The 23,285-nt window shown below is 67.2% G+C and carries 23 protein-coding genes; 6 read left to right on the forward strand and 17 right to left on the reverse strand.

The features are described 5' to 3' along the window. Positions 1 to 85 precede the first annotated feature (85 nt). A complete protein-coding gene (acs, locus tag BWQ93_RS10930; protein WP_077030574.1) occupies positions 86 to 2,050 on the forward strand; it encodes an acetate--CoA ligase in 1,965 nt (654 codons plus the stop codon). Here acs and BWQ93_RS10935 read toward each other — a convergent pair. The 8 genes from BWQ93_RS10935 to BWQ93_RS10970 form a co-directional block, all read right to left on the reverse strand. Then, on the reverse strand, positions 2,047 to 3,039 hold the full coding sequence (locus tag BWQ93_RS10935; protein ID WP_077030575.1) for a cyclic nucleotide-binding domain-containing protein: 993 nt from the start codon (positions 3,037 to 3,039) through the stop codon (positions 2,047 to 2,049). The two genes, acs and BWQ93_RS10935, sit on opposite strands and share 4 nt — an antisense overlap. Beyond that, positions 3,036 to 3,809, reverse strand: a complete 774-nt coding sequence (xth, locus tag BWQ93_RS10940) for an exodeoxyribonuclease III (RefSeq protein ID WP_077030576.1) — start codon at positions 3,807 to 3,809, stop codon at positions 3,036 to 3,038. The genes BWQ93_RS10935 and xth overlap by 4 nt, the downstream gene beginning before the upstream one ends. Positions 3,810 to 3,848: 39 nt before the next feature. Beyond that, on the reverse strand, positions 3,849 to 4,190 hold the full coding sequence (gene erpA, locus BWQ93_RS10945) for an iron-sulfur cluster insertion protein ErpA (protein ID WP_077030577.1): 342 nt from the start codon (positions 4,188 to 4,190) through the stop codon (positions 3,849 to 3,851). A gap of 270 nt (positions 4,191 to 4,460) precedes the next feature. Then, on the reverse strand, positions 4,461 to 5,099 hold the full coding sequence (locus BWQ93_RS10950; protein WP_077030578.1) for a M23 family metallopeptidase: 639 nt from the start codon (positions 5,097 to 5,099) through the stop codon (positions 4,461 to 4,463). A 177-nt stretch (positions 5,100 to 5,276) separates the two neighbouring features. Further along, positions 5,277 to 6,068 carry a ferritin-like domain-containing protein gene (locus BWQ93_RS10955; RefSeq protein ID WP_198040367.1) on the reverse strand — a complete coding sequence of 264 codons (792 nt, stop codon included), beginning with the start codon at positions 6,066 to 6,068 and terminating at the stop codon, positions 5,277 to 5,279. A gap of 103 nt (positions 6,069 to 6,171) precedes the next feature. Continuing rightward, positions 6,172 to 6,636 (reverse strand): thioredoxin-dependent thiol peroxidase, encoded by a 465-nt coding sequence (gene bcp, locus BWQ93_RS10960; RefSeq protein WP_077030579.1) that lies wholly within the window; start codon positions 6,634 to 6,636, stop codon positions 6,172 to 6,174. 39 nt (positions 6,637 to 6,675) lie between these two features. After that, the gene (locus BWQ93_RS10965) at positions 6,676 to 9,360 is read right to left on the reverse strand and encodes a bifunctional [glutamine synthetase] adenylyltransferase/[glutamine synthetase]-adenylyl-L-tyrosine phosphorylase (RefSeq protein WP_077030580.1); all 2,685 of its coding nucleotides are present in this window, start codon (positions 9,358 to 9,360) and stop codon (positions 6,676 to 6,678) included. A gap of 143 nt (positions 9,361 to 9,503) precedes the next feature. Then, entirely contained in the window at positions 9,504 to 10,298 is a 795-nt protein-coding gene (locus BWQ93_RS10970) for a response regulator (protein ID WP_077030581.1), read from the reverse strand. A gap of 288 nt (positions 10,299 to 10,586) precedes the next feature. Between BWQ93_RS10970 and BWQ93_RS21120 the strand changes: the two genes are divergently transcribed. Further along, the gene (locus tag BWQ93_RS21120) at positions 10,587 to 10,676 is read left to right on the forward strand and encodes a NepR family anti-sigma factor (RefSeq protein ID WP_198040368.1); all 90 of its coding nucleotides are present in this window, start codon (positions 10,587 to 10,589) and stop codon (positions 10,674 to 10,676) included. A 19-nt stretch (positions 10,677 to 10,695) separates the two neighbouring features. Here BWQ93_RS21120 and tgt read toward each other — a convergent pair whose 3' ends face one another. From tgt to BWQ93_RS11020, 9 genes are all read right to left on the reverse strand, one after another. Further along, a complete protein-coding gene (gene tgt, locus BWQ93_RS10980; RefSeq protein ID WP_077030583.1) occupies positions 10,696 to 11,829 on the reverse strand; it encodes a tRNA guanosine(34) transglycosylase Tgt in 1,134 nt (377 codons plus the stop codon). 191 nt (positions 11,830 to 12,020) lie between these two features. Further along, positions 12,021 to 12,509 (reverse strand): hemerythrin domain-containing protein, encoded by a 489-nt coding sequence (locus BWQ93_RS10985; protein ID WP_077030584.1) that lies wholly within the window; start codon positions 12,507 to 12,509, stop codon positions 12,021 to 12,023. A gap of 69 nt (positions 12,510 to 12,578) precedes the next feature. Further along, positions 12,579 to 13,340: a tetratricopeptide repeat protein gene (locus BWQ93_RS10990; protein ID WP_077030585.1), complete on the reverse strand. Its 762-nt coding sequence runs from the start codon at positions 13,338 to 13,340 to the stop codon at positions 12,579 to 12,581. A 58-nt stretch (positions 13,341 to 13,398) separates the two neighbouring features. Beyond that, positions 13,399 to 15,540, reverse strand: coding sequence for an EAL domain-containing protein (locus BWQ93_RS10995; protein ID WP_232314591.1), 2,142 nt, complete (start codon positions 15,538 to 15,540; stop codon positions 13,399 to 13,401). 129 nt (positions 15,541 to 15,669) lie between these two features. Next, on the reverse strand, positions 15,670 to 16,698 hold the full coding sequence (queA, locus tag BWQ93_RS11000) for a tRNA preQ1(34) S-adenosylmethionine ribosyltransferase-isomerase QueA (RefSeq protein ID WP_077030587.1): 1,029 nt from the start codon (positions 16,696 to 16,698) through the stop codon (positions 15,670 to 15,672). Positions 16,699 to 16,711: 13 nt separating this feature from the next. Next, entirely contained in the window at positions 16,712 to 17,512 is an 801-nt protein-coding gene (locus BWQ93_RS11005) for a peptidylprolyl isomerase (protein WP_232314592.1), read from the reverse strand. Between the two features lie 87 nt (positions 17,513 to 17,599). Next, positions 17,600 to 18,106, reverse strand: coding sequence for a pantetheine-phosphate adenylyltransferase (coaD, locus tag BWQ93_RS11010; protein ID WP_077030588.1), 507 nt, complete (start codon positions 18,104 to 18,106; stop codon positions 17,600 to 17,602). After that, positions 18,106 to 19,026 (reverse strand): polyprenyl synthetase family protein, encoded by a 921-nt coding sequence (locus tag BWQ93_RS11015; protein WP_077030589.1) that lies wholly within the window; start codon positions 19,024 to 19,026, stop codon positions 18,106 to 18,108. Before BWQ93_RS11015 ends, coaD begins: the two co-directional genes overlap by 1 nt. A 4-nt stretch (positions 19,027 to 19,030) precedes the next feature. Continuing rightward, entirely contained in the window at positions 19,031 to 19,294 is a 264-nt protein-coding gene (locus tag BWQ93_RS11020; RefSeq protein ID WP_077030590.1) for an exodeoxyribonuclease VII small subunit, read from the reverse strand. An 83-nt stretch (positions 19,295 to 19,377) separates the two neighbouring features. Here BWQ93_RS11020 and BWQ93_RS11025 point away from each other — a divergent pair, with 83 nt between their 5' ends. The 4 genes from BWQ93_RS11025 to purL all read left to right on the forward strand — a co-directional run bounded on the left by BWQ93_RS11025 (position 19,378) and on the right by purL (position 23,212). Next, complete coding sequence (locus tag BWQ93_RS11025) at positions 19,378 to 20,037, forward strand: hypothetical protein (RefSeq protein ID WP_077030591.1); 660 nt, start codon at positions 19,378 to 19,380, stop codon at positions 20,035 to 20,037. Then, positions 20,034 to 20,450, forward strand: coding sequence for a DUF2177 family protein (locus tag BWQ93_RS11030; RefSeq protein WP_232314593.1), 417 nt, complete (start codon positions 20,034 to 20,036; stop codon positions 20,448 to 20,450). Before BWQ93_RS11025 ends, BWQ93_RS11030 begins: the two co-directional genes overlap by 4 nt. A 133-nt stretch (positions 20,451 to 20,583) precedes the next feature. After that, positions 20,584 to 20,874 (forward strand): hypothetical protein, encoded by a 291-nt coding sequence (locus BWQ93_RS11035; RefSeq protein ID WP_077030592.1) that lies wholly within the window; start codon positions 20,584 to 20,586, stop codon positions 20,872 to 20,874. A gap of 82 nt (positions 20,875 to 20,956) precedes the next feature. Further along, positions 20,957 to 23,212 (forward strand): phosphoribosylformylglycinamidine synthase subunit PurL, encoded by a 2,256-nt coding sequence (gene purL / locus BWQ93_RS11040; RefSeq protein WP_077030593.1) that lies wholly within the window; start codon positions 20,957 to 20,959, stop codon positions 23,210 to 23,212. Positions 23,213 to 23,285: the final 73 nt, after the last annotated feature.

Consider the following 23,285-nt stretch of genomic DNA (forward strand, 5'->3'; position numbering starts at 1 on the left):
CATCGACGCGTGCGCGCCCTTGCAGTTTGTGGCTCGCGGGTTATCGCAGGCGGCGCACAATGCAAACCGAAAGCGGGAGACTCCAGTGTCCGAATTGCCCCCCTCCGAGCCCTTCGTTCCGGTCCCCGCCGACGCCGCCGCGAACACCCATTGCACCGCCGCCGACTATGACCGTCTCTATCGGCAGAGCGTCGAGGACCCCGACGCTTTCTGGGCCGAACAGGCCAAGCGAATCGACTGGATCACCCCGCCCACCAAAATCGCCAACTGGTCCTACGACCCGGTCAGCATCAAATGGTATGAGGACGGCGTCCTCAACCTCTGCCACAACGCCGTCGACCGCCATGTCGCCGCCGGCCATGGGATGCGCACCGCGATCATCTTCGAACCCGACGCCCCCGACGGCGAGACGCGCATAATCAGCTATGCCGCGCTGCTCGCCGACGTCATCCGCATGGCTAACACGCTCGGGAAAATGGGCGTCCGGAAGGGCGACCGGGTCACCATCTACATGCCGATGATCCCCGAGGGTGCGGTGGCGATGCTCGCCTGCGCACGCATCGGCGCGGTGCACAGCGTCGTCTTCGGCGGCTTCTCGCCCGAGGCGATCCACGGCCGGATCGAGGATTGCGCGAGCGACTGGGTGATCTGCGCCGACGAGGGCCTCCGCGGCGGCAAGACGGTGCCGCTGAAGGCCAATGTCGACAAGGCGCTCGAACGCATCGACGTGAAGGCGGTGCTCGTCATTTCGCACACCGGCGGCGACGTCGCGATGAAGGAAGGCCGCGACCATTGGTACGACGCCTTGTCCGCGGACGTTCCCGCCGACTGCCCGTGCGAGCCGATGAATGCCGAGGACCCGCTCTTCATCCTCTACACGTCGGGCTCGACGGGCAAACCCAAGGGCGTGCTCCACACCGTCGGCGGCTACAGCGTCTGGACCGCGACGACCTTCTGGTACGGCTTCGACTATCGCCCCGGCGAAATCTTCTGGTGCAGCGCCGACATCGGCTGGGTCACCGGCCACAGCTATGTCGTTTACGGCCCGCTTCAGAATGGCGCGACGACGTTGATGTTCGAGGGCGTCCCCAACTACCCCGACCACGACCGCTTCTGGCAGGTCGTCGACAAGCATCGGGTCAATATCCTCTACACCGCGCCCACTGCAATCCGCGCGCTGATGCGCGAGGGCGACGACTATGTGACTCGCCACGACCTCTCGTCGATCCGCCTGCTCGGCAGCGTCGGCGAACCGATCAATCCCGAAGCATGGCGCTGGTATCATCAGATCGTCGGCAATGTCCGCGTGCCTGTGATCGACACCTGGTGGCAGACCGAGACCGGTGGCATCATGATCACCACCCTGCCCGGCGCGCATGCGATGCAGCCGGGCAGCGCGGGGAAGCCCTTCTTCGGCATCCGCCCCGAACTCGTCGATGCCGAGGGTAACAAGCTCGTGTGCGAAGAAACCGGCGGCGCAGCCGAAGGCAACCTCTGCATCACGCACAGCTGGCCCGGGCAGGCGCGGACAATCTATGGCGACCATGGCCGCTTCGCCGAGACCTATTTCTCGACCTACAGGGGCAAATATTTCACCGGCGACGGCTGCCGCCGCGACGCCGACGGCTATTGGCGCATCACCGGCCGCGTCGACGATGTGATCAACGTCTCGGGCCACCGCATGGGCACCGCCGAGGTCGAAAGCGCGCTCGTCTTGCACGAGAATGTCGCCGAGGCCGCGGTCGTCGGCTTCCCGCACGTCATCAAGGGCCAAGGCATCTACGCCTATGTGACATTGAACGCGGGGGTCGAGCCGACCGAAGAGGTCGCGGCAGCATTGAAACAGCAAGTGCGCAAGGAAATCGGCCCGATCGCGACCCCCGACCATATCCACCTGACCCCCGGCCTGCCCAAGACGCGCTCGGGCAAGATCATGCGCCGCATCCTGCGCAAGATCGCCGAAAACGACTTCGGTTCGCTGGGCGACACCTCGACCCTCGCCGACCCAAGCCTCGTCGACGGGCTGATCGAGGGGCGGAAGAACCGCTAAGCCGCCACCGCATGCCCGCGTCGCATCGCCAGGATGCGCGCCTCCACCTGGTCGAGCGCGTCGAGCGCGGTGACCAGGTCGGCGTTGACCGACGCCCCGACCTCGCCGCTGAGCGCGTCGCCGGTGGCGAGCAGCTCGCGGAAGGTGTCGCGCTCGAAGCGGAGCAGCGTCGCCTGCTCGCTGGTGCGCAGCAGCCGGTCGTGCGGGACGCCCAGCAACAGCGGCGACAGCCCGACGAGCTGACCCGGACCGGTGACGGTGAGCTGGTAGACGCCGTCCTTGTGCGGCAGCGCGCTGCGCACCGCGCCGCGCACGACAAGCCATAAGCCATCCGACGCCGCGCCGACCGCGGTAAGGTCGGTGTCGGCGGCCAGATCGACCCGTTCGCCCGCGTCCCAGAACGCCTGCCGCTGCCTCGGGCTCATCTCCGCGCAGCAGGGCAGCTTCGCGAGGAACGCCTCGGCGGCGAAATCATCCTCGGCGACTGGCGGCAACGCCCGCTGCGGGCGCGGGGTGAAGCTGTCGGGCGCGTCGCTCAGCAATGCCGCAATATCGTGCGTCTTGCCCGCGACGCGCGCGGCGATCAATTCGCCGAGCGCCGCCTGCAGCTTGAGCGACGCCGGCTGCAGCCGCGCCAGCGCGGCGCGAAACTGGTCGGCGGGCAGATACCAGGTCGCCACCGGCCCGCGCGCGATGCCCATCGCCGACCGTTTGAGGTCGCGGCCGATCAGCGCCATGTCGCCGATCACCTCGCCGGGCCCGACCTTCGCCAGCAGCGCAAGCCCGCCGCCGGGCAGCCGCTTGCCGATATCGACCCGGCCGGTGTCGATCAGATAGAGCCCCTCGGCGCGCTCGTTCTGGACGAGCAGCGCTTGCCCGTCGGCGAAGTGCCGCGGCGAAAATCCGTCGGCGAGCTCGGCCAGCTCAGCCGCGTCCAATCCGGCGAAGAGCGGCGCGTCCGCCAGCTTCGCGGCGGACAACAGGCTCATCCCAGCACCGCCCAGGTCGGCGCATGGTCGCTCGCCTTCTCGCGCCCGCGATGGTCCTTGTCGACGCCCGCATCGACCAGCCGATCGGCGAGCGCGGGGCTCAGCAGCAGATGGTCGATGCGGAAACCATGGTCGCGCTGCCAGCCGCCCGCCTGATAGTCCCAGAAGGTCCACACCCCGCCCGCCGGATGGCGGCTGCGCACCGCGTCGGTCCAGCCGTCGCCGAGCAGACGGAACCAGGCATCGCGCGATTCGGGCTGCATCAGCGCGTCGTTCGCCATCGGCCCGCGGGGGTCCCAGACGTCGTCGTCGTGCGGGATGACATTATAGTCGCCGGTCAGGATCGCGGGGATTTCGGCCGCGAGCAGTTCTTTCGCGCGCTCGCGCAGCCGCGCCATCCAGCGCAGCTTATAATCGAACTTCGGCCCCGGATGCGGGTTGCCGTTGGGAAGATAGATGCAACCGACGCGCAGGCCGTGGATATCGGCCTCCAGATAGCGCGACTGCTCGTCCTCGGCCTCGCCCGCCAAACCGCGCTGCGTCTCGACCGGCATCGTGCCTTTCGCGAGGATCGCGACGCCGTTGAAGCCCTTTTGCCCATGATAGAGGAAACCATAACCGGCTCCCTCGATCTCCTTCGTCGGCATCGTCTCGTCGCTCGACTTCAGCTCCTGCAGGCAGGCGATGTCCGGCTGGGTTTCCTCCAGCCATTCGATGAGGCGCGGCAGCCGCGCCTTGATACCGTTGATATTGAAGGTCGCGATTTTCATGCCGCATCTATGGCAGCATGCGACGCCCCGCGAAAGGCGTCAGATCGAGAAGCTCGACCCGCAGCCGCAGCCCGAGGCCGCGTTGGGATTTTCGACCTTGAACGACGATCCGCCGAGCGAATCGACGAAGTCGACGACGCAGCCACGCACCAGGTCGATGCTCACCGGATCGACCACCAGCTTCACCCCGTCGGTCTCGGTGACGATGTCATCGGCGTCGATGCTCTCGGCCAGCCCGAAGCGATAGGTGAAGCCCGAACAGCCGCCGCCGTCGACCGCAAGCCGCAGCGCGGCGTCGGCCTCGCCCTTGCGGTTCGCGATCCAGCGGACGCGCGCCGCGGCGGCGGGGGACAGGGCGATATCGGAAAGCTGCGTGGCCATGGGGTCAAGATAGGGCGTGCGGGCGCGAATGGAAGGGGGGTGAAGATCCTCCCCATCGCGAAGCGTTGGGGAGGGGGACCGCCGCGAAGCGGTGGTGGAGGGGTCTCGACGGTGCGTCATGGCGAGAGGGTTGAACCCCTCCGTCAGCCCTGCGGGCTGCCACCTCCCCATCGCTGCGCGTGGGGAGGATCTTTACCGGCCCTCAAATGAAAAGGGCGCCCCGGCTTGAACCGTTGGGCGCCCTATCCTCTCCGACCCTGGAAGCTTGAGTTATTCGGGACCGCCCATCGCGGCCTTGTCGCCGGTAATCGCGGCGATCGCCATCGAATCCTGACGGCAGAAGGGCATCGGGTTGACCGGCGCGCCTTCGATGCGGACTTCATAATGGAGGTGGTTGCCGGTCGAGCGGCCGGTCGAGCCGACATAACCGACGATCTCGCCCTTCTTCACCTGCTGGCCGGGGCGAACGATGTAGGACGACATATGGCCGTAGCGCGTCTGGATCGCGTTGCCATGTTCGATTTCGACATAATTGCCGTAACCGCCGAGGCGCTGGGCGCGGCCCACGATGCCGTCGGCGGTGGCGTAGATCGGGGTGCCGTGCGGCGCCGGAATGTCGATGCCGTTGTGGCGCGCGACCTTGCCGGTGATCGGGTGGACGCGCATGCCGTAGGACGACGAGAGCGACATGTTCTGGATCGGAACCCGCGACGGGACCGACACGCCCAGGCTCTGCGTCAGCCCGGTGTCGAGGCGCTTCCACGCCTGGAAAATCGCGCGCGCTTCGCTGTCTTCGCCGACCTGCGGCACGCCCGCATCGAAGCTGTCGTCATCGGGTTCGTCGGGAACGACGATGCCCGCATCGGCGCTGTTTTCCGCGGCATGAACCGCCGGAGCGCTCACGCCCATCAGCGCGGTGGCACAAAAAATCAGTCCAAAACGAAACTTTTGCACCAGAAGAGTGTTAATCACTTACGACCCCGCATCTGCCTTGTCGCCGATGGTCCGAAACGGCCATCGGTGCCGGTTTAGTCTGCTTTTGGATGATTGATCATCCGCCCGGCATCCTGTCTGCGGGGGGAGTCGTTACGAAGCAACAACAGCATAGTATTCTTGCGTTAAACCGGCGTCGCGGCGCGCCGAGTCGTTGAACGGCGGCTTCAATTGACCCCGAAATCGCGATTTTACGAGGCTTTGCCAAGTTAACGCCGGGGCGAATCCCCGTTTGTCGCACGCCCATTCGAACCAGTCTGTGCCCGCGCTCACATGGCGAATTTCGTCGGCGTAGATGCGTTCCAGGATTTGCGCCGAGGCTTTGTCGCCGGTGCCGCGAAACCGTTCGATCATTGCCGGCGTGACGTCGAGCCCGCGCGCCTCGAGCACCATCGGCACGATCGCGAGCCGCGCCAGCGCGTCGTCGCTCGTTTGCTCGGCCGCTTCCCACAGCCCGGCATGCGCGGGGAGCGCGCCATAATAGCTGCCGAGCTGGCGCAGCCGCCGGTCGATCAGCGCAAAATGCATCGCCTCGTCGGCCGCGACGCCGATCCAGTCGTCAACGAAACCGCGCGGAAATTCGCCGCCGAAACGCCCGACCAGATCGACCGCGAGGTCGATCGCCACGAACTCGATATGCGCGAGCGCGTGGAGCATCGCGATCCGCCCGCGGTCGGACCCGCCCTTGCGGCGGCGCGGCATCTGGTTCGGCGGCAGCAGTTCGGGTTCGGCCGGCCAGGCGGGCCGGTCGGGCATCGCGACGTCGCAGCGATGTTCGAGCGCACCCTGCCGCCACGCCCGCGCCAGCCCCCGCGCCGCGCGGCGCTTGGCGTGCGGATCGGCGGTCAGCAGCACCGCGCGCGCGGCTTCGCCCAATGTCGTCACGGTTTCCCTATCCGGTTCGCGTCAAGCGAAGTCGAGACGCCCCTCGGTCCAGCGCGGCGTCTCGACTTCGCTCGACGCGAACGGAAATAGGGTGCCACAAACATTAGAGCGCCTTCGCCGCCTCCAGCACCGCGTCGGCATGGCCCTTCACGCGCACCTTGCGCCATTCCTGCGCGAGCTTGCCGTCGGCGCCGAACAGGAAGGTCGAGCGCTCGATGCCCATATAGGTCCGCCCGTAATTCTGCTTCTCGACCCACGTCCCGAAGGCCTCGCACACCGCGCCGTCCTCGTCGGAGGCGAGCCGCACGGTCAGCCCATATTTGTCGCGAAACTTGCAGAGCTTCGCCGGCGCATCGCGCGACACCGCGAGCACCTGCGCGTTCAATTTGGCGAACTCGGGCGCCAGCCGCGTGAAATCCTGCGCCTCGACGGTGCAGCCCGGCGTGTCCGCCTTGGGGTAGAAATAGACGACCAAAGGTGCGCCCTTGAGCGCCGCAAGGTCGATCGCCGCGCCGTCGGCGTCGAGCAGTTTCACGGCGGGTACGACATCGCCGATGGCAAGGGTCATCGTTGGTCTCCTCAATAAATAAATAGGGACAGTCCCTATTTATTGGCTGCGGTCGCGAATCGACGCCCACCAGTTCGCGATCTCCTGCCGCGCCGCGTCGTGCGCCGCAAGCAGTTGCGGCCAGCCGGGCTCGCCGCACGCCGCCGCGACCAGCTCGCGCGCCGCGGGGGTCGCGGGCTCGCCCTCGGGCGCGGTCAGCCGCAGCATCACCAGCATCCGCGCGAGCAGGCCGTGCGCATCGCAAATCTCGACCGGCGCCAGCCCCTCGACCCGCAGGCACGCCAGCGCCGAGCCGATATTGGGGTCGTGGCAGCGCCCGCTTTGGAGCTGCGTCACCTGCATCGCGAATTCGAGATCGACGAGCCCGCCCGGCCCGCCCTTGATGTCGAGCGGGCCCTTGGGCGGCTTGTGCGCCGCCATCTTGGCGCGCATCTCGGCGGCGTCCTGCGCCAGCTTCGCCGGATCGCGCGGGATCGCGAGCAGCGCATCGATGATCCGCTGCACTGCGGCCCTGGCACGATCCGAGCCATAGACCGGCCGCGCGCGGAGCAGCGCCATATGCTCCCACGTCCACGCCTCTTCGCGCTGGTAACGCTCGAAGCTGTCGAGCGTCACGACCAGCGGCCCCTGCGCGCCCTGCGGCCGCAGCCGCGTGTCGACCTCATAGAGCTTGCCGGCCGCGGTCGGCACCGACATCGCGCCGGTCAGCCGCTGCGCGAGGCGGTTGTAATAGGTCGTCGCGCCGAGCGGCCGCCGCCCGTCGGATTCGGCGAGATGGTCGCCGGTGAAGAGATAGATGAGGTCCAGGTCCGACGCATGCGTCAGTGCGCGCCCGCCAAGCCGCCCGAGCGCGAGCACGACGAGCTCACTATCGGCGATCCGCCCATGCGCCTCGACGAATTCGGCGACCGTCGCGTCGGCGAGCACCTGCAGCGCCGCCTCGGCGAGTTCGGAATAGCCGCAGGCGATCATCATCGGGTCGCTCGCCCCCGCGATCAGCTGGACGCCATAAGCGAAGCGCCGCTCGCCGACGCGGTCGCGCACGCGGTCGAGCAATCGCTCGTAATCGAGCCCCGCGAGCCCCGGCGCCCATTCGGAGAGCAGTTCGGCCTTGGTCGCGGGCGCCTCGAACGCGCGCTTGTCGATCAGCCCCTCGATCAGCTCGACGCGCGCGCCGAGCGCCTCCGCGAGCGTCGGTGCCAGCGTCAGCACGCGCACCGCGACCTTGGCCAACTCGGGCTGCGCCGCGAGCAGGTGGAAGAAGTTGATTGCACTCGGCAGGCCCGAGACGAGCTTGTCAAAACGCGTCAGCGCCGCCTCGGGATCGGGCGCCGCGCCCAGCGCGCGCACCAGCCCGGGCAGCACCGTCTCGAGCGCGTCCTGCGCCGCGGGGGTGCGCAGCGCGCGCAGCTTGCCACCGCGCCATTCGGCGATCGTGCGGAGCGCCGGCTCGGGCGGCTCGAACCCCGCCGCCATCAGCGCGCCCGCGAGTTCGCCCTCGTCGCGCGGCAGCCCGCTGGTCGCCGCGCGCTCGAGCACCAGCCGGTCGTAGCAGGCGGCGACATCCGCAGTCACCGGCTCGAGCATCGCGAGCAGCGCCGCACCGTCGGCGTGCCCGTCAAGCCGCGCCACCGCGTCGAGCGCGGCGGCATTGGTCGGCAGGCAATGCGTCTGCTGGTCCTCGATCATCTGCAACCGATGCTCGACCCGTCGCAGCAGCGCATAATGGCCGGTCAGCCGTGCCGCGATATCGGCGTCGATCCGCCCCGCCTTCGCGAGCGCCGCGAGCGCATCGACCGTCGCGGGCACGCGCAGCGACGGATCGCGCCCGCCATAGATCAGCTGGTGGACCTGCGCGAAAAATTCGATCTCGCGGATCCCGCCGCGCCCACGCTTCAGGTCGTAACCCGGCCCGAACGCCTGCCCCTGCGCAAAATGGTCGCGGATCCGGTCGCTCATCGCGCCGATTTCCTTCAATTGCCGGAAGTCGAGGCTGCGGCGCCAAATGAAGGGGCTGATCGCCGACAGGAACTCGGCGCCCAAGGCGCGATCGCCCGCCGAAGCGCGCGAGCGGATGAAGGCGGCCTGCTCCCACGCCAGTGCCTCGGACTCATAATAAGAGATCGCCGCATCGACCGGCAGCACGATCGGCGTCACCTCGGGATGCGGGCGCAGCCGCAGGTCGACGCGCAGCACATGGCCGTTCGCGGTGCGCGCGGACAATATCTCGGTCATCCGCCGCGCGATGCGCACCGCCGCCTCGGTCGGGTCGTCGCGCTGGCGGCGCGGCATCGTCTCGGGATCGAAGATCAATATCGGGTCGATGTCCGACGAATAATTGAGCTCATGACTGCCGAGCTTGCCGAGCGCGATCACCGACAGCCCGCTCGCTTCCTCGTCGGGCGTGCGTTCGGCGAAGGCGGCGGCGAGCGCGGCGTCGCAGGCGGCGTCGGCAAAGGCCGACAGGTGCCGCGTGGTCGTCGCGACGTCATGCTCGCCCGACAGGTCGCCGAGCGCGAGCAGCAGCGCCATCCGCCCGCGCCAGTGGCGCAGCGCCGCCATAATGTCGTCATCGCCCGGCGGCGGCGTCACCGCGGCGAGCGCGGCGTCGGTGCCGGCGCTGAGGAAAAGCGCGACATCGCCCGGATGGATTTCGGCAAGCCGCGCGAGGAACGGCGCGTTGGCGGTCAGGCGATCGAGCGCCGATTGGCGTTGGGACGTCATTACGCCCGGCTATCGCGCGCCCGGCCTCGCATGACAAGGCCAGCGGCGAGGGCATAAATAGGGACAGTCCCGATTTAACGGCATCCTTTTGGCGAAGGTCTATGCGCCAACGGTTAAATAGGGACTGTCCCTATTTATGAGCGTCAGGCCGGAACCGTGCTCTCGTCGAAGAACAGCACCTGCGCGATCGCCGCGCGCAGCGTCGCGGGCTGGTAGGGCTTGGTGAGCAGGAAGGCCGGCTCGGGGCGGTCGCCGGTGAGCAGCCGTTCGGGAAAGGCGGTGATGAAGATGACCGGCAGCTTCACCTCGGCCAGGATTTCCTGCACCGCCTCGATCCCCGAGCTGTTGTCGGCGAGTTGGATGTCGGCCAGCACGAGGCCGGGCTTGTGCTTTTGCGCTTCGTTGACCGCCTCGGCATGCGTGGTCGCGACCGCGACGACGTCGTGGCCGAGGTCGCGGACGATCATCTCGATATCCATCGCGATGATCGGCTCGTCCTCGATGATCAGGATGCGCGCGCGCGTCTGGCGGTCGATCTCGTCCATCGCTTCGGTGATCAGATTGTGCACCGTGCCGGCGTCGCGCCCGATGATGCGGCCGGCCTCGTCCTCACTGAAGCCCTCGACCGCGGTGAGCAGCAGCGCCTGCCGCGCGAGCGACGGGATACGGCGCAGCCGTGCGTCGGCGATCGCGATATCGGCGGCGGCGGGCTCGTCGGTTGCGGCGGCCTGTTCGCTCGCGAGCCCGAAATTGTCGTGCACCATGCGATAGAGCTGGATGCGCAGGTCGGCGCTGGTATCCACCGCGGCGGGGTTCGCCACCAAAGTCTGCAAAAGGCCCGCGACCAGCGCATCGCCGCTTTGCTGGCTTCCCGAAATCGCACGGCCATAGCGGCGCAGGTAGGGAAGATGCGGCGCGATCGCCTGACCCAATGACATATAGTACCTCCTAAAACAGGTCGATGCCTGCCCCGAAACTCGTGCAAAACCGGGCGAAAAGCGCGCACACGCCAACCGCGCCCGATATTATTGCGCTGTCACGGAACGATTTAGCCGCAAATTGGTTTCATGGGGAAGGAACAAAGCGTCATTGCGCTTTGCTCATCGCGCGGTTAGCTACAGGCCCCATGTCCATTGGATGTCACGATAATGTCGTCTGAAACCGGTTCCCAGCGGAAGGTCGCCGGAAAAGACGCCGACAAAAAAATGCCCAAAAAGGCGCAGGACGTGAACATCGCCCTGCGTCGCGCTTATGAGTCGGCGATCGAAGAGAATATCCCCGATTCGATGATGGACCTGCTCAACAAGCTCAACTGAAAGCCAAGCTGATCCGGAGTCAGCCGCCGCCGCGACGGTAGCGATCCTCGAAATTCGACTGGAAGGCCGCGAAGCGCCCCTCGGCGATCGCGTCCCGCATGCCCGCCATCAGATCCTGATAGAAATGCAGATTATGCTGCGTCATCAGCATCGCGCCGAGCATCTCGCCGGCGCGAACGAGGTGGTGCAGATAGGCGCGCGACCAGGTCGTACACACCGGACAGCCGCACGCCGCATCAAGGGGGCTCTTGTCCTCGGCATGCTTCGCGTTGCGGATGTTGACCGGGCCCAGCGAGGTGAACGCCTGACCGTTGCGCCCCGAGCGCGTGGGCAGCACGCAGTCGAACATGTCCACACCGCGCGCGACCGCGCCGACCAGGTCGTCGGGCTTGCCCACCCCCATCAGATAGCGCGGCTTGTCGGCGGGAAGCTGCGCGGGCGCGAAGTCGAGCACCCCGAACATCGCCTCCTGCCCTTCGCCGACGGCGAGGCCGCCGATCGCGTAGCCGTCGAAGCCGATATCGGTCAGAGCCGCCGCCGAGCGTGCGCGCAATGTCTGATCGAGCGACCCCTGCTGGATACCGAACAGCGCCGCGCGCGCGGCATGCTCCTCGCCCGCGTCGAAGCCGGCACGGCTGCGCGCCGCCCAGCGCATCGAACGCTCCATGCTTTGCTCGGCGCGCTTCGCATCGACGCCGTTCGGCGGGCACTCGTCGAACGCCATCACGATGTCGCTCCCCAGCAGCCGCTGGATCTCCATCGAGCGTTCGGGGGTCAGCATGTGGCGCGACCCGTCGAGGTGGCTTTTGAACGCGACGCCTTCTTCGCTCTGTTTGGTCAGCGCCGACAGGCTCATCACCTGATAACCGCCGCTGTCGGTCAGGATCGGCCGGTCCCAGCCCATGAAATGGTGCAGCCCGCCGAGCCGCGCCATGCGCTCGGCGCCGGGGCGGAGCATCAGATGATAGGTATTGCCGAGGATGATGTCGGCGCCCGTCGCGCGCACTTCGGCGGGGCGCATCGCCTTCACCGTCGCGGCGGTGCCGACGGGCATGAAGGCAGGCGTGCGGATCTCGCCGCGCTGCATCGCGATCGTGCCCGTGCGCGCGGCGCCGTCGGTGGCGGCGACCGAAAAGGCGAATCTTTTCGTCATGGCGCGCGCCTATGGCGGGGGCGGGGGGAAAAGTCGAGGTGGGGCGGTCGGTGGGATTTCCAGACCACCCATATTTCCGTTCGTGTCGAGCGAAGTCGAGACACGCCGAGTTAGCGCGTGCCTTCACGTGTCTCGACTTCGCTCGACACGAACGGGGTTTATAGGGCGGGTTGTCAGCGAGCGGCCCGGCCCTACTCCCGTTCATCCTCGCTCGACGGCTCTTCCGCGGCCGCCTTCGCCTTTTCCTTCGGCTTTTCCTTGGCAAAGATCTCGGCGATTTCCTTCTTGCGCGCCGCGCTCAGCCCTTCCTCGGCGGCGGGGAACATCTCTTCTTCTTCTTCCTCGATATGATGAAGGTAGCGGTGCTTCATCGTGCGAAAGCGCGTCAGGCAGCCGGTCGAGGCGAAGTCCATCTCGTAGAGCTCGGTGAGCATCTCGTCGATTTCCTTATGCTCGCTCGCGCTGTGCTGCGCGTCTTCGCGCAGGTCCGGCTTTCCCATCATCGTCGCATAGAGCGACAGCTCTTCGGACGCGGCATGCGCGGTCACCTCGACACGGAAGGCCTCGAACAATTGTTCGCGCTCTTCGCTGTCGCCATGCGTCTCGTCGATCCGGTCGAGCAGTTCGCGATGCCGGTCGTGGTCGGCCTTCAGCCGCTCGAAAATCTTGCTTTCCGCCATGATCGTCTCCGTCGTTGATCGTCAACGTGAGAACGGACGGCGCCGCGGGCGGTTCCCTGCCCGATGCGATCAGGGCGCCTTGGGAGCGGGCGGAGCCGCCGCCGGCGCGGGCCGCGCCAGCGGACCGATATATTCGGCGTAGATCGCATTGGCCTTGGCCGCGACGCGGTCGAGCACGTCGTTCTTCTGCCCCGCGAGCAGCCGCTCGCTCGTCGCCTTGCCCTGCGCGTCGCCGAGCAGGTTCGCGACCGAGAACCACGCCGCCGCGGTTTCGCCGTCCTTCGCGACCCCCTGCCCCTCGAGGTAGAGCAGTCCGATGCCGAAAAAGGCGTGCGGCTGGCCCGCCTTCGCTGCGGCCTGGTAACTCTCCATTGCCTTGGCGTAATCGACCGGCGTACCGCGCCCGTTGGCGTGCATCACCGCGAGGCTCATCTGCGCCTGCGGATTGTTCTGCGCCGCCGCCTTCGAAATCAGCGCCAGCGCCGCGGCGGGATCCTCCGCCACGCCCTCGCCGGTGTCGAGCATCACGCCGAGACGCCACTGGCACTGGCTGAGCCCCGCATCGGCGCATTTCCGGTACAGCCCCGCGGCCTTCGCCTTGTCGGCGGTCATATGCTCGCCATTGTCGTAGAACCAGCCGAGCGCGAACTGCCCCTCGGCATCGCCCTCGTTCGCTTTCGTCTGCGCCAGCGAAAAGGCCTCGATCGGCTTGTTCGCGTCGAGCAGGTCGGCGACCTGTTCGCCCGTCGACGGGCCCGGCGATGCGGCTATGAGCAGGGCCCAAGCCAGCGCAGCGGCACCCAAGGCTTTGATGTTGCGAATATCCCTCATGCCGCGCTTGTGACAGCATGGCGGCGAAAGCGCTAGAGCCTCAAAGCGGCCCCGATGATCATTTGCCCGCCCAGTCGCTCGTCGTCGTGAAATTGGGCAGCGCGATGCCCGCCTGCTGGCTCGCCGCGGCGATCAGATAGGGCGAGACGCGGTGCCGTGTACACAGCCCGCCATTGCCGTCGCTGACCATCGAGCTTTCGAATTCGATGCCCTGCTGGTGATTCTTCGAGCGGCGGACGGTCGCGGTGACCAGCTGGCCTTCGCCGAAATCGATCACGAACTGCGTGCCCAGCGGCACGTTCATGATGCCCTCGATAAAGGCGCCGGTCGCCGACAGGTTGCGCATCACGACGGTGTAGCGGTAATTGTCGTGGATCGCGCCGACCTTGCGGAACATCTGGAAGCGGTCGTTGCGCTGGCGCGCCGGGCCCGCGGGCTCGATCATCCAGTTGCCCGTCTCGGCATGGCCGAGCAGGTCGGCGTTCGAGACCGGCTTGCTGTAGACATAGCCCTGCACATGGCTGACGTTGAGCTTGCGGATCAGGTCGAGCTGGTCGAGCGATTCGATGCCCTCGGCGGTCGTTTCCATCTCCAGCGCCTCGGCGAGCGCGACGATCGCCGCGATGATCGCGCCGTTGCGCGACCCCGGGTCGGTCGCGCCGCGCACGAAGCTCTGGTCGATCTTGATCTTGTCGAACGGCGCCGACTGCAGATAGCCGAGCGACGAATAACCGGTGCCGAAATCGTCGAGCGCCAGCCGCACGCCAAGCCCCTTCAGCGCCTTGAACATCGCGGCGGTGTCTTTCGAATCGCCCAGGAACACGCTTTCGGTGATCTCGAGCTCGAGCTGCTCGGGCGGCAGTCCGCTGTTCGCGAGCGCGCTGGCGACAATCTTGGGCAGGTCGGGGTTGGCGAACTGGATCGGCGACACATTGACCGCGACGCGCATTGCGCCCGGCCACTTGGCAGCGTCTTCGCATGCCTTGCGCAGCACCCATTCGCCCAGCGCCCAGATCAGATTGGCTTCCTCGGCGATCGGGATGAACAAGGCGGGCGAGATCGGCCCGCGCTCGGGGTGCGTCCAGCGTACCAGCGCCTCCGTCCCCGTGACGACATTGGTCTTCGCCTTGACGATCGGCTGGTACGCCAGCGCCATCTCGCCCCGCGCCAGCGCGTCGCGCAAATCTTCCTCGAGCACGCGGCGATCCTCGGCCGCCTGGTGCAGGTCGCTCGAATAGAAGCTGAACCGCCCGCGCCCGTTGCCCTTGGCGGCGTAGAGCGCAAGGTCGGCGTTGCGGACGAGATTGTCGCTGTTTTCGCCGTCGAACGGGCTGATCGCGACCCCGACCGACGCGCCGATGATGCAGCGGCTGCCCTCGACCGAATAGGGCTGCGACAGGCTGTTGATGATGTCCGCCGCCATGTCGCCCAATTTGCCGCGGTCCTCGACGTCGGGCAGGATGATCTGGAACTCGTCGCCGCCCAGCCGGCTGACCATCTCCTTGTCGCCGACGATCTTGAGCAAGCGGCCCGCGACCTGCTTGAGCAGCGCGTCGCCCGCGGGATGGCCCAGCGTGTCGTTGACCTGCTTGAAGCGGTCGAGGTCGAGCAGCATGATCGCACAGCTGCGCTGCTGCTGCGCAAAGGCGGCAAGCGTGGTGTCGAGCTTTTTCGAGATGTTGAAGCGGTTAGCGAGCCCGGTCAGGCTGTCGTACATCGCGAGCCGCGAGGCATCCTCCGCCGAGCGGCGCTGTTCGGTGATGTCGGTGCCGCTGCCGCGATAGCCGGTGAAGCGCCCGCCGCCGTCGAAATGTGGCCGCCCCGACACCGCCCACCAGCGGTCGCCCTCGAAGGCGCAGCGCAGCGGCAATTCATCGAATTTGGACTGTTTTGTGAGCAGAAAGGGCAAGGTGCGCTGGCGCTCGCCATGGCTGTCGACGGGCAGGAACAGCTCGGCAAAGCTCGCGCCGATCAGCGTCGCGGCGGTGCGCCCCATCTGCTGCGCGACGGTGTCGGTGATATAGGTCAGCCGCCCATTGGCGTCGGTCGACCAGAACCAGCCCTGCCCGCTTTCCTCGTAATTGCGGAGGAGGAGCAGCGCTTCTTTGGTATGAATGCTGGGCACGACTTCGGCGCGCGGCGCCGCCGCGCGGCCCGCGCCGAACTTGCCCAGAAATCCCCGCCCGCCGCCGTCTGGCACCGCCTTATTCCCCTGGTCCTCCGGGCGCAGCGCCGGCCTATGCATGATGCATCGTCATACTGGTCCCCACCAATATGGACCATTTAGCAGGCAAGGCCTTGAAAATCGGTAAATGACTAAGGATTGGGTTCAGCCCGGCAGCAGCAGGCTCGAATCGCCATAGCTGTAGAAGCGATACTCACTTTCGACTGCATGCGCGTACGCCGCCTGCATCGTCGCCAAGCCCATCAACGCGCTAACCAGCATGAACAGCGTCGACTTGGGCAAATGGAAATTGGTCATCAGCCCGTCGATCGCCTTGAAGCGATAGCCGGGGGTGATGAAGATCGACGTGTCGCCGGCGAAGGGTGCGATCTGGCCGTCCTCGCCCGCCGCGCTTTCGAGCAGGCGGAGGCTCGTCGTGCCCACCGCGATCAGCCGCCCGCCCGCAGCACGCACGGCGTTGAGCCGCGCCGCGGTGTCGGGCTCGATCCGCCCCCATTCGGCATGCATGACATGGTCGTCGGTGTCGTCGGCCTTGACCGGCAGGAAGGTCCCCGCGCCGACGTGCAAGGTCAGCGTTTCGCGCTGCACCCCCGCGGCGTCGAGCGCGGCGAGCAGCTCCGGCGTGAAGTGCAGCGCCGCGGTCGGCGCGGCGACCGCGCCGTCCTCCTTGGCGAACATCGTCTGATAGTCGCTGCGATCCTCGGCATCGGTCGGGCGCTTGCCCGCAATATAAGGAGGGAGCGGCATCGTGCCCGCGCGTTCGAGCAGCACCTCGACCGGCTCGTCGCCCGCGAAGGCGAGGATGAAGCTGCCGTCGGCGAGCCTTTCCTCGGCGACCGCCTCCACCCCCGCGCCGAAATCGACGGTTTCGCCGACGCGCAGCCGTTTCGCGTTGCGCACGAAGGCCTGCCAGCGGCGGAGGTCGATGCGCTTGTGGAGGGTCGCGCCGATTTTGGCGTCCCCCCGACGGCCTTCGAGCTGCGCCGGGATCACCCGCGTGTCGTTGAACACCAGGCAGTCGCCCGCGCGCAACAGGCCCGGCAGGTCGCGCACGCCCCTATCGGACATCGCCCCGCCCTCGACCACGAGCATCCGCGCCGCGTCGCGCGGGCGCGCGGGGCGGAGCGCGATGCGCTCGCTGGGCAGGTCGAAATCGAAGGCGTCGACGCGCATCGCGCGCCTCTCCTTACTGGATCGGCGCGTTGAGCTGGTCGGCGGTGATCTCGGCCGGCGCCGGCTGCGTCTCGGTCAGCGCCGACAGCGGCGGCATCGGCTTGTTGTCGGCGGCGACCGACACCTGGACCATGCGCGACATCACCGCGGGCGGTTCGCCCTTCTGGATCGCGTCGACATATTGCATGCCCGACACGACGCGGCCGAAGGCGGTATAGCGACGGTCGAGGCTGAAGCGCGGCTGGAGCATGATGAAGAACTGGCTGTTCGCGCTGTCCTCGCTCTCTGCGCGCGCCATCGACACCGTGCCGCGCAGGTGCGGCGAGGGATTGAATTCGGCCTTGAGGTCGGGGAGCTGCGAGCCGCCCTGCCCCGTCGCGGTCGGATCGCCCGTCTGCGCCATGAAGCCGTCGATCACGCGGTGGAACTTGACCCCGTCATAGAAACCCGCGCGCGCGAGCTGCTTGACGCGCTCGACATGGACCGGCGCGACATTGGGATAGAGCTGGATCACCACCCGGCCGCCGGTGGAAAGGTCGATGTTGAGCATATATTCGGGGACGCCGATATATTGGTCGGGCGTCATCGACGGCACCGCGGGAGCCGCGGTCGCAGCCGTCGCATCGGCGGCCGGCGCCGGGGTCTGGGCGGGCGGCGTCACGGGCGTTTCGGGGGGCGGCGTCTCGGCAGGCGTCTCGGCCGGCGGCGCGCTGCCGTCGGGCATCGGCGCGGGCGGCGCTTCCTGCGCGACGGCCGAAGCCGCAAGGCCGAACGCCATCGCCGTCAGGATCAGGGGGCGGAAGGAAGAATTCATGCTGGATCGGCCTTTGTAAAAAACTGCAATGTGCGCCCCGTCTTGGCGCGCCCTAGCGGGAAAAAGCTGAACGCTCAATGATTGGGATCAGGCCATCCCTTGGCGCAAGCCCCGCTCGGCGATGCGCGATACCACGGCGTCTTTCACCGCAGGCGTCACGAATTTGTGGATGTCGCCGCCGAAGATCGCGATTTCCTTGACCAGCCGCGAGGCGATCGGCTGCAGGTTGACGTCGGCCATCAGGAACACCGTTTCGACGCGGTCGTTGAGCTGGCGGTTCATGCCAGTGAGCTGATATTCATATTCGAAGTCGGTGACCCCGCGGATGCCGCGCACCACCACCGAAGCGCGCTGCGCATCGGCGAAATCCATCAGCAGCGAGTTGAAACCGACGACCTCGATGTCGCCGTCGATGCCGGCAACCTCGGCCTTGACCATCGCGATGCGCTCGTCGTCGTTGAAGAGCGGCGATTTGGCGATATTGGTGGTGACCCCGATGATCAGCTTGTCGACCAGCTTCGCGCCGCGGGTGATGATGTCCATATGCCCCAGCGTGATCGGGTCGAACGTCCCCGGATAAACCCCCACCCGCATCAGCGATCCCTTTCCACGATATAGCGCGCGATCGCACGCAGCAGCGCCGCCTCCTCGCCGAAGCCCGCGAGGTGCTGGACCGCCTGCTCGACGAGCATGTGCGCCTGGTCGCGCGCACGGTCGAGGCCCATCAAGGTGACGAAGGTCGCCTTGCCCGCGGCTTCGTCCTTGTGCAGCGCCTTGCCCGCGAGCGCCTCGTCGCCCTCGACGTCCATGATGTCGTCGGCGATCTGGAAGGCCAGCCCGATATCGCGCGCATAACCGCGCAAGGGCGTGCGCGCCTCGGCCGGGATGCGCGCGAGGATCGCGCCCGCCTCGACCGAAAAGGCGATCAGCGCGCCGGTCTTGAGCTGCTGCAGCCGCGTCACCGTCGGCAGGTCGAACTGCGCGGTCTCGGCGGCGAGGTCCATCATCTGCCCGCCGGCCATGCCCGTGGGGCCCGCCGCGTGGGCGAGTTCGCGGATCAGTTCGTTGCGCACGAAGGGGTCGGCGTGAGTCGCGGGATCGACGAGCCATTCGAACGCCAGCGCATGCAGCGAATCGCCCGCGAGCACCGCGGTCGCCTCGTCGAAAGCCTTGTGCACCGTCGGCTTGCCGCGGCGAAGATCGTCGTCGTCCATGCAGGGAAGATCGTCGTGGATCAGCGAATAGACATGCATCGCCTCGACCGCCGCGCCGACGCGCAGGCTGGGCGCACGGTCGACATGATAGAGGTCGCCCGCCGCGCGGACGAGCAAGGGCCGCAGCCTCTTGCCGCCGCCGATCGCGGCGTGGCGCATCGCCTCGTAAAGCCGCCCGCGCGGGTCGTCGGGGACGGGCAGCAACTGGTCGAACAACCGGTCGATCGCGTCGACCACATCGGCCTGCGCCGCGTGGACCAGGTCCGTGCCGCTATCGATCTCCCCCTCCGCGACCGCCACCGGGTCAGCCTTCGCCGAACGGCGCGGTGCCCGCCGCGCGGCCGTCGGCGCCCAGGCTCACCTGCTCGATGCGCGCCTGCGCCGCGGCGAGCCGCGCCTCGCAATGCCCGCGCAGCGCATGGCCGCGTTCGTAGAGCGCGACCGATTCCTCGAGGCTGACGTCGCCGCTTTCCAGCCGCCGTACGATCGTCTCGAGCTCGCTCATCGCGGCTTCGAACGACAGCGCGGAAATGGCGGGGGCGGCGGGGCTATCGGGGGTGTCCGTCATGGCGCCTGCTTTGGCCCCTTCGCCCCCCGGTGGTCAAGTGCGGTCGAGCTTGACGCGGTCGAACATGGCCCTAGGCTCGCCCCATGTTCATCGGCCATTTCGCCCCGGCGCTGGTCGCCGCCGCCCGGCCGAAAGCCGCGGGCCTCGGGACGCTGTTCGTCGCGGCGCAGCTCGTCGACATCGGCTTCGCCGCGCTGCTGGTCCCGGGGATCGAAGCGATGCGGATTGAGCCCGGCATCACCGCGATGAACCCGATGGACCTCCATCATATGCCCTATACGCACAGCCTGCTCGGCAGCATTTTATGGGCCGCGGCCTTCGGCGGACTCGTGCTCGCCGCGACGAAGCGCCGCGCTGCCGCCATCGGCGCGGCGCTCGTTGTGCTGTCGCACTGGTTTGTCGACCTCCTCGTCCACATCCCCGACCTCACCCTCTTCGGCGCACCGCCCAAGCTGGGGCTCGGCCTGTGGAACCATCCCGCGATCGCCATTCCGTTCGAGCTCGCCTTCATCGGCGCCGCGCTTCTCTATTATGCGCGCCGCACAGAGGCCCCCACCGGCAACAGGCGCCTCTGGACCCTCGCCGCGCTGCTCGCCTTCGCGCAAGGCGTCGACTGGTTCGGGCCGAAGGAAGCGGCCTATTCGCTCGTCATCCCCGCCACGATGCTCGTCGCCTACACCCTGCTCGCCGCCACCGCCGCGTGGGCCGGGGCCAACCGCAAACTCGCCGGAGCCCGCACATGATCCCGCAATATCTTGCCGCCTATTTTTCCACCGCGCTGATCTTCGGCCTGCTCGACGCGGTCTGGCTGACCAAGGTAGGCCCCAAGCTCTACCGCCCCGAAATCGGCGAGTTGCTGATGGACGGCTGGCGCCCCGCCCCGGCGCTGGTCTTCTACGCGCTCTACATGCTCGGCATCCAGATTTTCGCCGTCGCCCCCGCGCTCGACGCCGGCCGCTGGCAGGTCGCGGCGCTCTACGGCGCGCTGTTCGGCTTCTTCTGCTACATGACCTACGACCTCACCAACCATGCGACGATGAAGACCTGGTCGCTGAAGGTCACCCTTGCCGACATCGCCTGGGGAACCGCCGCGACCGGCCTCGCGGCGGGCGCCTCGGCCTGGCTGGTGCTCGCGCTGCTTCCCCGCACCGCCTGACCCCTCGCTGCGCCGCGCAATCGCGATTCCATTCTTTGCAATTGCCGCGACTCTGCGGCCCCGTCATGCTGCACTGCACAAGAAGAGAGGGGCGTAAAGGCAAGTTTTGTTCATCCAGACAAGGACTTGCATCATGAAAAAAATCATCCTCCCCATGCTGACCCTGTTCGCACTCGTCCCCGCGGCGGCGCATGCCGAAGAGGTCCGCCGCTTCGAGCATGAGGGCCGCATCTACAGCTATACGATCAAGACCGTCGGCGAGCGCCGCGTGATCGACGGCGTCGACGAGGCGACCGGCAAGCGCTTCTCGCTCCGCGTCGGCACCCACAAGGTCCGCGGCACCGTCGGTTCGCAGCAGGTCGAATTTTCGCTCAAGGAAGTCGAGCCGCTGAAGGCCTCGGTCACCGTCCTCGCCGCGCGCTGATCCATCTCCGACCGCAGACCCCATGGCGCGAAATGCGCGATGGGGTCTGTTCGTTTTGCGCCTGTGTCGCTAAAGGCGCGCCATGACTCAGACCGCAACCGCGCCCGCCTCCGTCATCACCCCCGAGATCGTCGCCGAACACGGCCTCTCGCCGGAAGAATATGAGCGCGTCCTTCACGCGCTCGGGCGCGAGCCGAACCTGGTCGAACTCGGCATCTTCTCGGTCATGTGGTCCGAGCATTGCAGCTACAAGAGCTCGCGCATCCATTTGAAGAAACTGCCAACCGAAGCGCCCTGGGTGATCTGCGGCCCCGGCGAGAATGCCGGCGTCATCGACATCGGCGAAGGGCCGGACGGCAAGAAGCTCGCCGCGATCTTCAAGATGGAGAGCCACAACCACCCGTCGTACATCGAACCCTATCAGGGCGCGGCGACCGGCGTCGGCGGCATTTTGCGCGACGTCTTCACCATGGGCGCGCGCCCGGTCGCGAACCTCAACGCGCTGCGCTTCGGCCGCCCCGACCATCCGAAGATGAAGCACCTCATCTCGGGCGTCGTCCACGGCATTGGCGGTTACGGCAATTGCGTCGGCGTCCCCACCGTCGGCGGCGAGGTCAATTTCCACAAGGCCTATGACGGCAATATCCTGGTCAACGCGATGACCGTCGGCGTCGCCGAACAGGACAAGATCTTCTATTCGGCCGCCAGCGGCGTCGGCAATCCGATCGTCTATGTCGGCTCGAAGACCGGCCGCGACGGCATCCACGGCGCGACGATGGCGAGCGCGGATTTCGGCGAGGATGCCGAGGAAAAGCGCCCGACGGTGCAGGTCGGCGACCCCTTCACCGAAAAATTGCTGATCGAGGCGTGCCTCGAGCTGATGGCATCGGACGCGATCGTCGCGATCCAGGACATGGGCGCGGCGGGCCTCACCTCCTCCTCGGTCGAAATGGCGTCGAAGGGCGGCGTCGGCCTCCACCTCAAGATGGACGACGTGCCGCAGCGCGAAACCGGCATGACGGCCTATGAGATGATGCTGTCCGAATCGCAGGAACGCATGCTGATGGTCCTGAAGCCCGGCAAGGAAGAGTTTGCCAAGGCGATCTTCCACAAATGGGAACTCGACTTCGCGGTCATCGGCACCGTCACCGACACCGGCCGCATGGTGCTCGAGCATCATGGCGAGATCGTCTGCGACATCCCGCTCGCCCCGCTCGCCGACGACGCGCCGCTCTACGACCGCCCGCACGTGCCGACGCCGAAGCAGCCCGAATTGACGAACGTCCCGGAGACAAAGGACGTCGCCGCCGACCTCAAGACGCTCATGGGCACCCCCGACATCGCCTCGCGCCGCTGGATCTGGGAGCAGTACGACAGCCAGGTCGGTGCCGACACGGTGCAGACCGGCGGCGACGCCGCGCTCGTGCGTATCCACGGCACCAACCGCGCGCTCGCGATGTCGACCGACTGCACCCCGCGCTATTGCTACGCCGACCCCGTCGAGGGCGGCAAGCAGGCGGTCGCCGAAACCTGGCGCAACATCACTGCGGTCGGCGCCACACCCTTGGCGATCACCAACTGCCTCAATTTCGCCAACCCGCAGCGCCCCGAGATCATGGGCCAGATCACCGGCTGCCTCGACGGCATGGCACAGGCGTGCCGCGCGCTCGACTATCCGATCGTATCGGGCAACGTCAGCCTTTACAACGAGAGCAAGGCGACTGGCGGCGGCAGTGCGATTCTGCCGACCCCCGCAATCGGCGGCGTCGGCGTGATCGAGGATCTGAACCGCGCCGTCGGCATCGGTTTCAAGCGCACCGGCGACATCGTGATGGCCGTGGGCGAACGCGCCGGGCATCTCGGCCAGTCGGTGTGGCTGCGCGAAATCCACGGCCGCGAGGAAGGCCCGCCGCCGCCGGTGAACCTGCGCTGCGAAAAGCGCACCGGCGACTTCATCCGCACCGCGATCAACGCGGGCTGGATCACCGCGTGCCACGACGTGTCCGACGGCGGTATCGCAGTCGCGCTCGCCGAAATGGCCCTGAAGTCGAACATCGGCGTGCTGGTCAGCGAAGAACAGCCCTTCAGCATCGCCGAAAGCTTCTTCGGCGAGGACCAGGGCCTGTACCTCGTCACCGTCTGCGACACCTGCCTCGCCGACTTCCTCGACGCCGCTGGCCGCGCCGACGTGCCGGTCGATCCGGTCGGCCGCACGATCAAGGACCGCATCGTCTTCGAACTCCCCGAAAGCGACCATCAGGTGACGCTCGCCGAACTGCGCGAAGCGCATGAGGGCTTTTTCCCGAACCTGATGGGCGCCGACGCGGCGCTGGCCTAATTTCCCCACCGTCATCCCGGCGAAGGCCGGGATCTCGCCGGTGCGGCAAAACGCTACGATGAGATCCCGGCCT

The sequence above is a fragment of the Sphingopyxis sp. QXT-31 genome, from assembly GCF_001984035.1.
Lineage (GTDB): Bacteria > Pseudomonadota > Alphaproteobacteria > Sphingomonadales > Sphingomonadaceae > Sphingopyxis.